This is a genomic window from Stenotrophomonas sp. STEN033 (assembly GCF_056856655.1).
In genome coordinates, this window is the sequence record NZ_JBXFWM010000014.1 from 1 (window position 1) to 13690 (window position 13690).

At 64.2% G+C, this 13690-nt stretch carries 13 protein-coding genes and 1 riboswitch; of the genes, 8 read left to right on the plus strand and 5 right to left on the minus strand.

Features of this window, described 5'->3' with window-relative positions:
* Window positions 1-116: 116 nt before the first annotated feature.
* A complete protein-coding gene (locus AC1VXC_RS06830) occupies window positions 117-926 on the minus strand; it encodes a DUF2884 family protein (protein WP_313171244.1) in 810 nt (269 codons plus the stop codon).
* A gap of 269 nt (window positions 927-1195) precedes the next feature.
* Window positions 1196-1412, plus strand: a riboswitch (cobalamin riboswitch).
* Window positions 1413-1682: 270 nt separating this feature from the next.
* Between AC1VXC_RS06830 and AC1VXC_RS06835 the strand changes: the two genes are divergently transcribed.
* On the plus strand, window positions 1683-3992 hold the full coding sequence (locus AC1VXC_RS06835; protein ID WP_313493779.1) for a ribonucleoside-diphosphate reductase subunit alpha: 2310 nt from the start codon (window positions 1683-1685) through the stop codon (window positions 3990-3992).
* A gap of 72 nt (window positions 3993-4064) precedes the next feature.
* Here AC1VXC_RS06835 and AC1VXC_RS06840 read toward each other — a convergent pair whose 3' ends face one another.
* Entirely contained in the window at window positions 4065-4421 is a 357-nt protein-coding gene (locus tag AC1VXC_RS06840) for a four helix bundle protein (RefSeq protein WP_312367672.1), read from the minus strand.
* A 154-nt stretch (window positions 4422-4575) separates the two neighbouring features.
* Here AC1VXC_RS06840 and AC1VXC_RS06845 point away from each other — a divergent pair, with 154 nt between their 5' ends.
* The 4 genes from AC1VXC_RS06845 (at window position 4576) to AC1VXC_RS06860 (ending at window position 8464) form a co-directional block, all read left to right on the plus strand.
* Window positions 4576-5574 carry a ribonucleotide-diphosphate reductase subunit beta gene (locus AC1VXC_RS06845; protein ID WP_481538180.1) on the plus strand — a complete coding sequence of 333 codons (999 nt, stop codon included), beginning with the start codon at window positions 4576-4578 and terminating at the stop codon, window positions 5572-5574.
* A gap of 429 nt (window positions 5575-6003) precedes the next feature.
* Complete coding sequence (locus AC1VXC_RS06850; RefSeq protein ID WP_312367676.1) at window positions 6004-6408, plus strand: acyl-CoA thioesterase; 405 nt, start codon at window positions 6004-6006, stop codon at window positions 6406-6408.
* 11 nt (window positions 6409-6419) lie between these two features.
* Window positions 6420-7280, plus strand: coding sequence for an NAD-dependent protein deacetylase (locus AC1VXC_RS06855; protein ID WP_481538179.1), 861 nt, complete (start codon window positions 6420-6422; stop codon window positions 7278-7280).
* A gap of 74 nt (window positions 7281-7354) precedes the next feature.
* Window positions 7355-8464: an NADH:flavin oxidoreductase/NADH oxidase gene (locus AC1VXC_RS06860; RefSeq protein WP_313493693.1), complete on the plus strand. Its 1110-nt coding sequence runs from the start codon at window positions 7355-7357 to the stop codon at window positions 8462-8464.
* 37 nt (window positions 8465-8501) lie between these two features.
* Here AC1VXC_RS06860 and AC1VXC_RS06865 read toward each other — a convergent pair whose 3' ends face one another.
* Window positions 8502-9440 (minus strand): LysR family transcriptional regulator, encoded by a 939-nt coding sequence (locus AC1VXC_RS06865; protein WP_481538178.1) that lies wholly within the window; start codon window positions 9438-9440, stop codon window positions 8502-8504.
* Between the two features lie 139 nt (window positions 9441-9579).
* On the opposite strand from AC1VXC_RS06865, the gene AC1VXC_RS06870 reads away from it, so the two are divergent.
* Together AC1VXC_RS06870 and purU are read left to right on the plus strand one after the other, a co-directional pair.
* Window positions 9580-9843, plus strand: coding sequence for a DUF2798 domain-containing protein (locus AC1VXC_RS06870; protein WP_313171239.1), 264 nt, complete (start codon window positions 9580-9582; stop codon window positions 9841-9843).
* Between the two features lie 98 nt (window positions 9844-9941).
* Entirely contained in the window at window positions 9942-10793 is an 852-nt protein-coding gene (gene purU, locus AC1VXC_RS06875) for a formyltetrahydrofolate deformylase (RefSeq protein ID WP_481538177.1), read from the plus strand.
* A 13-nt stretch (window positions 10794-10806) separates the two neighbouring features.
* On the opposite strand, the gene pncA is transcribed toward purU, so the two are convergent.
* Together pncA and AC1VXC_RS06885 are read right to left on the minus strand one after the other, a co-directional pair.
* A complete protein-coding gene (gene pncA, locus AC1VXC_RS06880; protein WP_481527373.1) occupies window positions 10807-11427 on the minus strand; it encodes a bifunctional nicotinamidase/pyrazinamidase in 621 nt (206 codons plus the stop codon).
* A gap of 334 nt (window positions 11428-11761) precedes the next feature.
* Window positions 11762-12094, minus strand: coding sequence for an SMR family transporter (locus tag AC1VXC_RS06885; protein ID WP_313171234.1), 333 nt, complete (start codon window positions 12092-12094; stop codon window positions 11762-11764).
* A gap of 156 nt (window positions 12095-12250) precedes the next feature.
* Between AC1VXC_RS06885 and AC1VXC_RS06890 the strand changes: the two genes are divergently transcribed.
* Complete coding sequence (locus AC1VXC_RS06890; RefSeq protein ID WP_313493698.1) at window positions 12251-13684, plus strand: tetratricopeptide repeat protein; 1434 nt, start codon at window positions 12251-12253, stop codon at window positions 13682-13684.
* The last annotated feature ends 6 nt before the right edge of the window (window positions 13685-13690 follow it).

A 13690-nucleotide genomic window follows, 5' to 3' on the forward strand; every position in this document is an offset into this window, starting at 1 on the left:
CGTCTTGCTCCCCGCCTGTGTGTGGGGTCTGCTTGGCGGCGCCCCGTGTTGGGCCGCTGTGGGGGGGGGGGCGCCCGGCCCGCCCTGCCGCGCCCCCCCACTACAGGAGGTGGGCTTTACCGCGCGGGTAACGGAATGCTGTCGTCCTGGCGGTCTTCGCGCACCGCCATCGTCGCGTCATCGCCGCTCACGCGCATCATCTGCAGTGGCTGGCCATCGAGGCGGAACTCCAGTGCAGACTGCAGCCTATCCAGCGCCTGTACCTGCGTGCACAGCGAGCGCACGTGCTGCTCCAGGGCGGCAGCGCGCCCTTCCAGACGCTGCTCCAGTTCGGCGTCGAGTTTGTCTGCGCGCGCATCCAGCTTGTCCCCGCCACCGGTGAATACCGCCCACAGCATGCTGCGGGCGATGGAGCTGCTCAGGCTCTCGGCGGCATCCTGCACCCGTGCTTCGAAACCTTCATTGAACAGGTCCTGGTCCCAGCGGCCGCGGCCGATGGTCTGTTCGACAAAGCGCTCGGCCTCCTTGCGCAACTTGCGCACTTTGCGGGAGTTGGCGTTACCGGTGAGGCCTTCGTAAACCGAGTCCAGCGTATCGAAGCTGATGCCAACGGACTCGGTGGCGATGCCGGTCACCGCCGGCATCAGCCGACGCACGCCATCCTCCAGTGCGCGCAGACGTTGTGCATCGGCGGGCGATACCGTCTGCATGCGGTTGTCGATGCTCAGCTGGCCGTCGTGGAAGACGATCTCGCGCATGGGCAGCGTATTGCGGCGCAGCCAGATGCCGCCGCCGTCGACCAGCACGTTGTAGTCGGTGGATACGCCGCATTGATCGGCGGACAGCTCAGGCGCCTTGACCGTGCCGGCCTGGGCCGCCAGCGGCAGCAGCAGGGTAAGCGAGACCGCGATGGAAGACAGGCGCATGGCATGGATCCCTTGCCGTGAACATGGACGCAGCTTGGCGGCTCCTGTCGCAGCTGGCGCAGGCCGGAAGTCACGTCCGGAATTTCATCAGAAATTTACGCTATCAACTCAGGCGGTTTCCCTACAAAAAAACTCTGTAAAAGGCTTGACTGCGCACTCCGTTCGAGCGGGCTGCAGTGTCCGGCCCGGGCGCCGGACAGTCCAGGCCTTGTGCCGCAAGGCTTGGCAAAGAAATACTAGATTTGGTGTTGACCCTGTCATACACCCCCACTATCTTGTGCCCCGTCGGTTCTGGCGGAATTTTCCGTCGGATTAATAGGGAAGCCGGTGATGCCTTCAAGGCTAGTCCGGCACTGCCCCGCAGCGGTAATTGGGAACGACCCCGCCAACAGCACTGAGGCACAGGCCTTGGGAAGCGGCGGAGTAGGAGAAGGCCCCCGCCTTCCTGCCCATGAGTCCGAAGACCTGCCGACAGCCACGCGATGCACACCGCGTGGTGCCGGCTGCGGTGTCTTCGAGGGGAAGACGGCTGGTGACGTGGTGCCGTACTGCTGCCGACCCTGGGTCGCGGGCAGTCGCGGCTGCTGCGACGCCGTCCTTCCATGCTCGCTGCTCCGTACCGGCTCTGCTTCCTGCGCGGGCAGGAGCTGCGTGCATAACGTTTGCAAGGACACCATCGTCGTGACTGCCACTCATACTGACGTCGCTCCGGCTGAAGCCGGTTTTGAACTGACCCCGCCGCCGACCGCCACCGCCATGAGCGTGACCAAGCGCAATGGCAGCACCGAGCCGGTAGACCTCAACAAGATTGTCCGTGCCATCCAGCGTTGCTGCGAAGGCCTGCACGCGGTGGACCCGATGCGGGTGGCCACGCGCACCATCTCCGGCCTGTACAACGGCGCCAGCACCCAGGAACTGGACGAGCTGTCGATCCGTACCGCCGCCCTGCTGATCGGCGAAGAGCCCGAGTACGGCCGCCTGGCCGCGCGCCTGCTGGCCAACTTCATCGCCAAGGAAGTCTCCGGGCAGGAAATCCATGCGTTCTCGCAGTCGGTGGGCCGTGGCCACGAAGTGGGCCTGATCAACGACCGCCTGCTGAACTTCGTGCAGGTCAATGCACGCAAGCTCAACGATGCGATCGACCCGGGCTACGACCTGAACTTCGATTACTTCGGCCTGCGCACCATGTATGACCGCTACCTGCTGCGGCATCCGCATACGCGCAAGGTCATCGAGACCCCGCAGCAGTTCTTCCTGCGCATCGCCAGCGCGCTGAGCGAGGACGTGCCCGAGGCACTGGCGCTGTACCAGCGCCTGGGCAGCCTGGACTACCTGCCGTCCAGCCCGACCCTGTTCAATGCCGGCACCAGCCACGAGCAGCTGTCCTCGTGCTTCCTGCTGGATTCGCCGCAGGACTCGCTGGAATCCATCTACGACCGCTATGCCGACATCGCCCAGCTGTCCAAGTTCAGCGGCGGCATCGGCGTCAGCTATACCCGCGTGCGTTCGCGTGGCTCGCTGATCAAGTCCACCAACGGCCACTCCAACGGCATCGTGCCGTGGCTGAAGACGCTGGATTCGTCGGTGGCAGCGGTCAACCAGGGCGGCAAGCGCAAGGGCGCGGCCTGCGTCTACCTGGAAACCTGGCACGCCGACATCGAGGACTTCCTCGAGCTGCGCGACAACGCCGGTGACGATTCGCGCCGTACCCACAACCTCAACCTGGCCAACTGGGTGCCGGACCTGTTCATGCAGCGCGTGGAGGCCGACCAGGAATGGTCGCTGTTCGACCCGCGCGTGGTGCCCGAGCTCACCGACCTGTACGGCCCGGCCTTCGAGCAGGCCTATGTACAGGCTGAAATGCAGGGCAAGGCCCGCAAGAGCGTATCCGCCCGCAAGCTGTACTCGCGGATGATGCGCACCCTGGCCGAGACCGGCAATGGATGGATGACGTTCAAGGACAAGTGCAACCTGGCCAGCAACCAGACCCTGCGCGCCGGCAACGTGATCCACCTGTCCAACCTGTGCACCGAGATCCTGGAGATCACCTCCAACGACGAGACCGCGGTCTGCAACCTGGGTTCGATCAACCTGGGCAACCACATCGACGAACACGGCGACTTCGATTTCGAGAAGCTGGCCGAGACCGTGCGCCTGGCCGTGCGCCAGCTCGACCGTGTGATCGACCTGAACTTCTACCCGATTGAAACCGCCCGCCGCGGCAACCTGCGCTGGCGCCCGGTTGGCCTGGGCTGCATGGGCCTGCAGGACGTGTTCTTCCGCAAGCGCCTGGCGTTTGATTCGGAACCGGCCCGCGCGCTGTCGGCCAAGATCGCCGAGACCATCTACTTCCACGCCCTGGAAGTGTCCTGCGAGCTGGCCCAGGAACGTGGCAAACACCCCTCGTTCAACGATACCCGCGCCGCCCACGGCGAGCTGCAGTTCGACGCCTGGAATGTGGTGCCGGAAGACACCGCGCGCTGGGACGCCCTGCGTGAGCGCATCAAGCAGCACGGCCTGCGCAACTCGTTGATCATCGCCATCGCCCCGACTGCCACCATCGCCTCGATTGCCGGCTGCTACGAATGCGTGGAGCCGCAGGTGTCCAACCTGTTCAAGCGCGAGACGCTGTCCGGCGACTTCCTGCAGATCAACCGCCACCTGGTGGCCGAACTGAAGCAGCTGGGCCTGTGGACGGCGGAAATGCGCGATGCGATCAAGCTCGCTGACGGTTCCATCCAGAACCTGCCGCAGATCCCGGAAACCCTGCGGCATATCTACCGCACCGCCTGGGAACTGCCGATGCGCTCGCTGATCGACATGGCCGCCGACCGCGGTGCCTACATCGACCAGTCGGCCTCGCTCAACCTGTTCATGGAAAGCCCGAACATCGGTGCGATGTCGTCCATGTACATGTACGCATGGAAGAAGGGCATCAAGACCACCTACTACCTGCGTTCGCGTCCGGCCACCAAGATCGCCAAGACCACGGTCAGCAGCTACACCCCGGTCGAAGCCGTGGCCTGCTCGCTGGAAAACCCGGAAGCCTGCGAGGCCTGCCAGTAAAGCGGGAGTGAGTTAAGAGGCGCGAGGAGTGAGAGGGAACAAAGCAAGCGCTGCATTCTCTCGTTATTTTCCTCACTTCTCGCTCCTTCTCCTCCTCCGCAGGGTGGTCAGCATGCGGCTGGCTTCGTTGATCAGGCTACGGGGTACCGCAGTCTGGTCAACTGGAAACCAGTCGAGCTGTTCACATAAGGTCAAAAGAGTTTCGAGTTCAGCCAATGATCCGTGTGCGATGGCAAGGAAGTGTGCTTTCTCTGCGCTCGATTCACGGGTCCAACCTTCGGCGATATTGGCCGGTACCGAGGTGGCGGCCCGGGTGAGCTGGCTACGCATGCCGTAGACCTCCTCGCGCGGCAGCAGTGGTGCCAGCCGGTATATCGCCAACGTCAGATGCATCGTTTTTTGCCAGATGATGGTTTGCCGGTAATGCATTTCCCCTCCAGAAGATGAGTGTCTACTCAATTTCTCCTCTGGACAAAGAAAGCCAATAAGGAAAATCCAAATGTCTTCGTCAGCCGATATCGATCAGGCCGCTACTCTCACTTCTCACTCCTCTTCACTCACTCCTGTGCAAGGGCGGCGCCCGATGCTCCTGGACCCTGGTTTCGAGCTGACCCTGCGTCCGATGCGTTACCCGGACTTCTACGAGATGTACCGCAACGCGATCAAGAACACCTGGACGGTGGAAGAGATCAATTTCCAGATCGACATCACCGACCTGCACCAGAAGATGTCGCCGGCCGACCAGCACCTGATCCACCGCCTGGTCGCGTTCTTCGCCACCGGCGACTCGATCGTGTCGAACAACCTGGTGCTGAACCTGTACCAGCATCTCAACGCGCCGGAAGCACGCATGTACCTGTCGCGCCAGCTGTACGAAGAAGCGCTGCACGTGCAGTTCTACCTGACCCTGCTGGACAACTACCTGCCGGATCCGGAAGAACGCTTCAAGGCGTTTGCCGCGGTGGAGAACATCGACTCGATCAAGAAGAAGGCCGATTTCTGCTTCAAGTGGATCGACTCGCTGCAGGAAACCAAGCGCCTGGAAACCCGCGAGGACCGCCGCCAGTTCCTGCTCAACCAGATCTGCTTCGCCGCCTGCATCGAGGGCCTGTTCTTCTTTGCTGCGTTTGCCTATGTGTATTACTTCCGTTCGCGCGGCCTGCTGCCGGGCCTGGCCTCTGGCACCAACTGGGTGTTCCGCGACGAGAGTTGCCACATGGAGTTCGCCTTCGAATGCGTACGCAAGATCCGCGCCGAAGAACCCGACCTGTTCGACGCGAAGATGGAGCAGGAGGTCTACCAGATGCTGGAAGAGGCCATCGACTGCGAAGTGCAGTTTGCCGAGGACGTGCTGTCCGGTGGCGTGGCTGGCATTTCCACCCGCGACATGCGCCAGTACCTGCAGCATTGCGCCGACAACCACTTCCTGAAACTGGGCATGCCCAAGAAGTACAACGTGCGCAACCCGCTGCCGTTCATGGAATTGCAGGACGTGCAGGAACTGACCAACTTCTTCGAGCGCCGCGCCTCTGCCTACCAGGTCGGCGTGCAGGGTGAAGTGGCGTTCGACATGGCGTTCTGAGCGACGCTCTCCCGTGCGCGAAGCGCGCTTGGCTCCCTCCCTTTCACCGCAGGTGAAGGGAGCGCGCTTGTCTCCCTCCCTTGCGCGGAGCGCAGGGGAGGGTTGGGGAGGGGTGCTTTGGGCTCTACACGTAGCGCTCGATTGCCGTTTTTTGGCGGAAGCCACCTTCAACAGCAAAGGCACCCCTCCCCAGCCCTCCCCTCGGCTGCGCCGAAGGGAGGGGGCAGAGCGAAGTGCTGCGGCGTTACTGGTCTCCCTCTCTTTCACCGAAGGTGAAGGGGAGGGTTTGGGAGGGATGCGTTGCAGGCTTCTGAGGCTTTATCGGCTTCGCGGCTCACGCCGCTCCTACAAAAGCTATCTGCAGCTGCGTACACAAGCTGCACAGCTTTGCGGGCGTATCATCTGCGCCAACTTACAGGTGACACCCCCATGACCCCCATTCCCGAAACGAACCCGCCGGTCGAAGTCCGCATGGCGGAAATCGTCTTCCCCAACCACACCAACCATATGGGCACGCTGTTCGGCGGCCAGGCGCTGGCGTGGATGGACAAGGCAGCATTTCTCGCTGCGGCCCGTTATTCCCGTTGCACCGTGGTCACCGCACGCTCGGACCAGGTCGATTTCAAGCTGCCGATCCGCATCGGGCAGATGGTGGAAACCATCGGCCGGGTGGTCAAGGTTGGCCGCAGTTCGATGCATGTGGAAGTCGAACTGATCGCCGAAGACCTGCACAACGGCGAACGTGCGCTCTGCACCAAAGGTACCTTCGTGATGATCGCGCTGGATGGCGAAGGTCATCCGACCACCGTGCCGGCGCTGCCGACGCAGGCCTGAGCTGCGCGGTGATGACCACTTCATCGGTACCGACCGGGCGTCTGTCGCCGGCAGTGATCACCGAATTGCCGGAATTCATCGCCGGCCATCGGCGCCTGTTCGTGGTAACGGGTGCCGGTTGCAGCACCGACTCCGGCATTCCCGACTATCGCGATCGCGATGGCCAATGGAAGCGCACGCCGCCGGTGACCTACCAGGCCTTCATGGGCGAGGAAGCAACACGCAAGCGTTATTGGGCACGCAGCCTGCTGGGCTGGCCGCGCTTCGGCCAGGCCTTGCCCAATGGCACGCACCGTGCGCTGGCGGCGTTGGAAGCCGATGGTCGCATCGAGCTGCTGCTGACCCAGAACGTGGATTGCCTGCACCAGGCGGCGGGCAGCCAGACGGTGATCGATCTGCACGGCCGACTGGACCAGGTACGTTGCATGGGCTGTGAAGCACGCAGCTCGCGTGAGCTGCTGCAACAGCGACTGCTGGATGCCAACCCGGGCTGGGACACCTTGGAGGCCGGCATCGCGCCCGATGGTGATGCCGATCTGGAAGCCGATTTCTCCGCCTTCAGCGTGCCGGCCTGTGATGCATGTGGTGGCGTGCTTAAACCGGACGTGGTGTTCTTCGGCGAGAACGTGCCGCGCGAGCGTGTTGCCGCCGTGCATGAACATCTGCAGCGTTCCGATGCGGTGCTGGTGCTGGGCTCGTCGCTGATGGTGTATTCGGGTTTCCGCTTCGTCGATGCCGCCGCCAAGGCGGGCCTGCCGGTGGCCGCTGTCAATCTGGGCCGTACCCACGCCGATCACCTGCTGTCGTTGAAGGTGGAAATGCCCTGCGCCCAGGCACTTGCCTTCCTGTTGGACGGCACCAAGACGCAGTGATCCATCACGCCGGTTGAATCAACGGCCGGCGCGGCGTGCAATGGGCGCCCCCACCGTTGATGGACGTTCCCCACGTGAGCCAGCTTTTCTCACCGTTGTCGCTAGGCCCGCTTTCCCTTTCCAACCGCATCGTCATCGCGCCGATGTGTCAGTACTCGGCCGAAAACGGGCAGGCCACCGATTGGCACACGATCCATCTGGGCCAGCTGGCGCAGTCCGGCGCCGGCCTGTTGATCATCGAAGCGACCGCGGTCGAGCCGCGTGCGCGCATCAGCTGGGCTGATCTTGGCCTATGGGACGACGCTACCGAGGCGGCGCTGGGCAAGGTGCTGGCATCGACGCGACGCTGGTCGACCATGCCGATCGGCGTGCAGCTGGCCCATGCCGGGCGCAAGGCGTCCACTGCGCGCCCGTGGGACGGTGGTGGCGCGATCGCCCCGGGTCAGGAACACGGCTGGCAGGTGCTGGCGCCGTCGGCGTTGCCGTTCAAAGCAGGAGACCCGATCCCGGAAGCGTTGGATGATGCCGGCATCGAAGCCGTGGTCGAAGACTTTGTCGCTGCCGCCAGGCGCGCGGTGCGGCTGGGTCTGGAGCTGATCGAGCTGCACGCCGCGCATGGCTACCTGCTGCATCAGTTCCTGTCGCCGCTGAGCAACCAGCGCGATGATGCCTACGGCGGCTCGCTGGAAAACCGCATGCGCCTGTTGCTGCGGGTATTCGATGCGGTGCGTGCGGTGGTGCCGAGCAGCGTTGCACTGGGCGTGCGCATCTCTGCTACCGATTGGGTAGAAGGCGGCTGGGATGTCGCCCAGAGCATCGTGCTGGCCAAGGCGCTGGAGGCACGCGGCAACGACTTCCTGCATGTGTCCAGCGGCGGGCTGGATCCGCGCCAGCAGATTCCGGTCGAGCCCGGCTACCAGGTGCCGCAGGCGGCGGCGATCAAGGCCGAAATCGGCACGCCGGTGATCGCGGTGGGCCTGATCACAGAGCCGACGCATGCCGAGGAAATCCTCGTCGATGGCAAGGCCGACGCAATCGGCATCGCCCGCGGCATTCTCTACGACCCGCGCTGGCCGTGGCATGCCGCGGCAGCGCTGGGCGCGCAGGTGACGGTGTCGCCGCAATACATGCGCTGCGAACCCCATGAAGCGCGCGGTCTGTTCAAGCTCGACCAACGAGGCTGACGTCCGGCGAAGGCGCCAGCGGTGCGGCCGCTGGCGCTCAGGCGTGGTCGATGTCGATGCGCCAGGCAGGCGGCAGGGCATCGAGGATGTGCTGCAGCAGCGAGCGCACTTTCGGGGTCAGGTCGCGGCGGTCGCTGACGCACAGGAACAGGCGCATCGGCTCCGGTGAGGCCTGCGCATCGCTGCTGGCCTCATCCTGGAACAGGGCCTGCAGCTCACCGCGTGCCAGATACGGGGCGGCGACGAAGCTCGCCAGCCGGGTGATGCCGCCGCCGCGTGCGGCCATCGCCGCCAGGGCATCGATATCGTCGCTGACCAGCGCTGGTTGTACCTCAGCATCAAAGCGCAGGCCGTCGCGGACGAAACCCCAGCGCAGGTAGCGTCCATCCAGCGGATAGCGGAACAGCAGGCAGCGGTGCTCGTGCAGCTCATCGGGTGTACGCGGTGTGCCGGCGCTGGCCAGATAGGCCGGTGCGGCACAGAACACGAATGGCACCTGCGCGATGGGCCGTGCCACCAGGCCTTCCTCCAGCTGCGGCTCGATGCGGATGCTGACATCCACGTCTTCATGGGCGTGGTCGACGCTGCGGTCGGCCAGCAGCAGCTCCATTTCCAGTCGCGGATAACGTTGCTGCAGGGCCGGCAGCAATGGTGCAAGCACATGCCGGCCGAACGCGGCACTGCTGGCGATGCGCAGCCGACCGGCCGGCATCGCATCGGGGTCGGTCACCGCTGCCTGGGCGCGCTGCAGGTCGCGCTCGATATGCCGCACCTGCGCCAGATACAGCGCGCCACGTTCGGTCAGCGCCAATTGGCGGGTAGTGCGGTTGAACAGGCGCACGCCCAGATAGGCTTCCAGGCGGGCGATGTTCTGGCCCACCGCTGCCGCACTGATGCCCAGGGTACGCGCGGCAGCGGCCAGGCTGCCGGCGTCGGCGGTGCGGATGAAGCTGCGGATGGCGTGGAGGATGTTCATGCCGCTCGGCATTTTCCGGGAGGATTGCAAAGTAAATCTTTATAAAGCGCCAAGCCGACGCGATCTAGCCGTCCCTCGGCTTGCCGACTATCGTGCCCGGCCCGCAGCGCCTGATTGCTGCATGCATGGATCCCGCTGGATGCCAGACCCCCGTTCCGTCGCCGTTGCCCGCTGGAAGTTGCATGCGCGCACCACGCCTGTTGTTTTCGCGTTCTTCATGGCCTCGATCATGGCCATGCTGATGTGCCTGGTGATCACGGCCGCCAATGCCGGCATCGATGGCCAGTTCCCGGCGCGGGTGCTGTCGGCTTACTGCCTGGCGATGCCAACCGCATTCTGCTGCGTGCTAATGGTGCGGCCGGTGGTGATGCGACTGGTGGCGCTGACGGTACATCCGCACTGAGCAGGCCGACGGGCAAACCGTGTCAGCTGCAACTGTCTTTGCCGGGGATCGACTGGAACGGTTACTTTCCACGACCCCACCGATAAATGTTGTTGGCCATGCGTCCCGATTTCATCCTCACTCTTTCCTGCCCGGACCGCACCGGCATTGTCTATCGCGTGTCCGGCCTGCTGTTCGAGGCGGGCTGCAACATCCTCGATGCCCAGCAGTTTGGTGATGATGAAAGCGGCCGCTTCTTCCTGCGCGTGCATTTCGACATGGGCAATGCGGGCGATGAACCGGTGGTGCGCGCCAGGCTGCAGGCCCTGGGCGAAGAGTTCGCGATGCAGTGGGAGCTGCACGACGCGCGCCGCCGTGCGCGCCTGCTGGTGCTGGTCAGCAAGCAGGGCCATTGCCTCAATGACCTGCTGTTCCGCACCCATAGCCGCCAGCTGAAGGTGGATATCACTGCGGTGGCATCCAACCACAACGACTTCGCCGGGCTGGCCGGTTCCTACGATGTGCCGTTCCATCACCTGCCGGTGGATGCCGATAACCGCGAGCAGCAGGAACAGCAGATCATCGACCTGGTCGAGCGCGAGCGCATCGATCTGGTGGTGCTGGCGCGTTACATGCAGATCCTGTCACCGCGCCTGTGCCAGGCGCTGTCCGGACGGGCGATCAATATCCATCACAGCTTCCTGCCCAGCTTCAAGGGCGCGCAGCCCTACCATCAGGCGCATGCGCGCGGGGTCAAGATCATCGGTGCCACCGCGCACTACGTGACCTCGGACCTGGACGAAGGTCCGATCATCGAGCAGGACGTGGCGCGGGTGGATCACGCGATGACGCCGCGTGATCTGGTGCAGTTGGGTAGCGATACCGAATCGCAGGTGCTTGCGCGTGCGGTGCGCCGGCATGTCGAGCATCGCATCCTGCTCAACGGGCACCGCACGGTGGTGTTCCGCTGAATCCGGCCCGGGTTCAGCCGATCTCGATACCTGCTTCCATCAACGCAATACGCGTGGCCTCGTCGCTGGCGGCGGCCACCGGCCGGGTCAGCTCCCACAGGAAGCGCACCCGGAAGCCGCTGATGGCCGCGTCCTGCGCGCTCCACAGCACGCAGTAGTCACGTGCCAGGCCACAGACGTGGACCTCGCGGATGCCGCGTTCATGCAGCCAGCCGGCCAGTCCGGTGGGGGCACGGGTGGCTTGCGGGCCGATGTTCTCGCGGAACGCGCTATAGGAGTCCACGAGCCGTTGTGTGCCTTTGCGCAGTATCAGGTCGGCGTGCTTCCAGTCCACCCGTGCATCCAGACTTGCTCCCTCCGTGCCCTGGACGCAGTGGTCTGGCCATAGGGTTTGTGGTTGGCCGTGCAGTTCGATGGCGTCGAATGGTTTACGCCCGTGGTGCTGGCTGGCGAACGAGGCGTGATCGGCCGGGTGCCAATCCTGGGTGGCAACCACGGTGTGGTAGTGGCGTGCTGACAACAGCGCAGCGATGCCGGGCACGATAGTGTCGCCATGCGGGCAGGGCAGGGCACCGCCGGGCATGAAATCCGGTTGCAGATCGATTACCAGCAGCGCAACGTCGGTTCCGTACATCGACAACTTCCTCACGCGGGGAAGCACAGTTTAAGCCAGCGGCGATGGAAGCAAGGTAGTGCCGAGCCATGCCCGGCAGGGGCGTGGCGAGCAATCTTGTGGGAGCGGCGTCAGCCGCGAAGCAAGCAAAGCCAAAGCACCCCTCCCCTTTGCGACGCAAAAGGGTGGGAGCAACGGCGGTAGTGCCGAGCCATGCTCGGCAGAGGCGTTACCAACAATCTCGTAGGAGCGGCGTAAGCCGCGAAGCAAGCAAAGCCAAAGCACCCCTCCCCGGCCCTCCCCATTGCTACGCAAAAGGGAGGGGGCAACGGCGGACCACGCTCGGCTCTATCGCTCAATGTGCCGTTGAACGTGAGAACAGGTTGATCACCAGCACCCCGGCGCAGATCAGGCCAATGCCGACGATGGCGGCCGCATCAAGCTTCTGCTTGAACACGAACAGCCCGATCAACGAGATCAACACGATGCCGACGCCGGACCAGATCGCGTACGCGATGCCGGTGGGGATGGTCTTCATCACCAATGCCAACAGCCAGAAGCACACGCTGTAACCGAGCAGCGCACCCACGGTGGGCCATAGCCGGCTCATGCCATCGGAGGCCTTGAGCAGCGAGGTGGCGAGCACCTCCAGGGCGATGGCGCAGGCCAACAGGGCGTAAGCGTTCATTGAGCGGACTCGACGGGTGGGGCGTTGATTCTAGCCGGGGCGGTCTTACGCCAAGGTCGCGACCGCGCGGTGTTCTTACGGTGCCTCTATACACTCCGCGCACATTGCGCCTGGGCTATCGAGCCGGTAGCCGGAACCGCGATGCAGGAGGCCATTGTGGAATCACGGAGCATGGGGGGGCAGTACCGTCGCCCGGAGGGACATGTGCTGGACGCGCGGCGGGGACGCGCGCGCCTTGCCGTCCTGGCGGCGGTACTGTGCTTTTTGCCTGGCGGCACGGCGCTGGCGCAGCACCATTTCTACAACGTACCGGCGGCAGTGCCGGTCAGCGAGGTCGCGCAGCTGGAAACGGAGCGGCGGCAACTGTTCCAGAAGATCCTCGACGATCCGGCGGACCTGGATGCCGGTTTCGCCTATGCGGTGGCATCCACCCGCCTCGGTGATTACGAGGCGGCGATCGCCACTTACGAGCGGATGCTGATCGTGCGGCCGGCGACGCCGCGGCTGCAACTGGAGCTTGCGGCGCTGTATTTCCGCCTGGGTGCCTATCCGCGCGCGCGGCAGCTGTTCGACCGGGTGCTGGCATTGCCGGAGACACCGGATCCAGTACGTCGGCGCATCGCGGGCTATATGGCCGTGATTGAAGGTGAGCGCAAACAGCGCGGCGGCTTCAGCGGCATGCTCAGCATCGGCGCACGCGCGGAAAGCAACGCCAACGGTGCGCCGGACCGTGACAGCATCAGCTTGAATGGCCGTGATTTCGAGTTGGCTCCCGATTCGCGCGCAGCCAGTGACAGCAGTCTGCAACTGGGCGCTTTGCTGCGCTATCGGCAGCCGCTGTCCAAACAGGGCGATGTGTTGGATGTGTCGCTGGCCGCAGCCTCCAGTCGCTATCGCGATCTGGGGGAACTGGGCAGCGACGGGCTGGAGCTGCGCCTGGGGCCGGACATTTCACTCAACCGCTGGGGGTGGCGTGACGCCCGTATCGCGGTTGCCGGACTGCTGGGGCAGACCTGGCTGGATGGCACGCGCTACATGCATTCGGGAGGATTGGCGGTCGCCTTCCGCAAGCCGATAGGCCGTGAATCATTGCTGGCGGCGAATGTCGACTGGCGCGATGAGCGCTATACCCCGGCCGCGGACATGGCCAGTGCCAAGGCCTATTCGGGTGACCGCTACCGTGCCAGCGTCAGCTACAGCCGTCAGCTTGCCGATGACTGGCAGTTGCTGCTGAATCCTGGCGTCGAGCGGCGCAAGGCGCAGGTCGCGTTCAACAGTTATTGGGAACCGCGCTTCAACGTCGGCGTGAACTATCGCTACCCCGCCTTGCTCGGCAAACGCAGCCAACCGTGGATGCTGGCGGTGACTGCACAGGCAGCGCGGCGGCGCAATGATGTGCCGATGACGGTGGTCAGCCGCGATACGCGCCAACGCGGCAACGAATTGGTGCTGCAGGCGGTGCAGACCATCCCGCTGCGCAGCGGCACGGATCTGCAGCTGTATGCCGGCTACCGGCGGCTGCATTCCAACTATGCACTGCGCGAGTACAACAACCGGTTTGCCGGCTTTTCAGTGATCCAGGCGTTCTGAGGATTC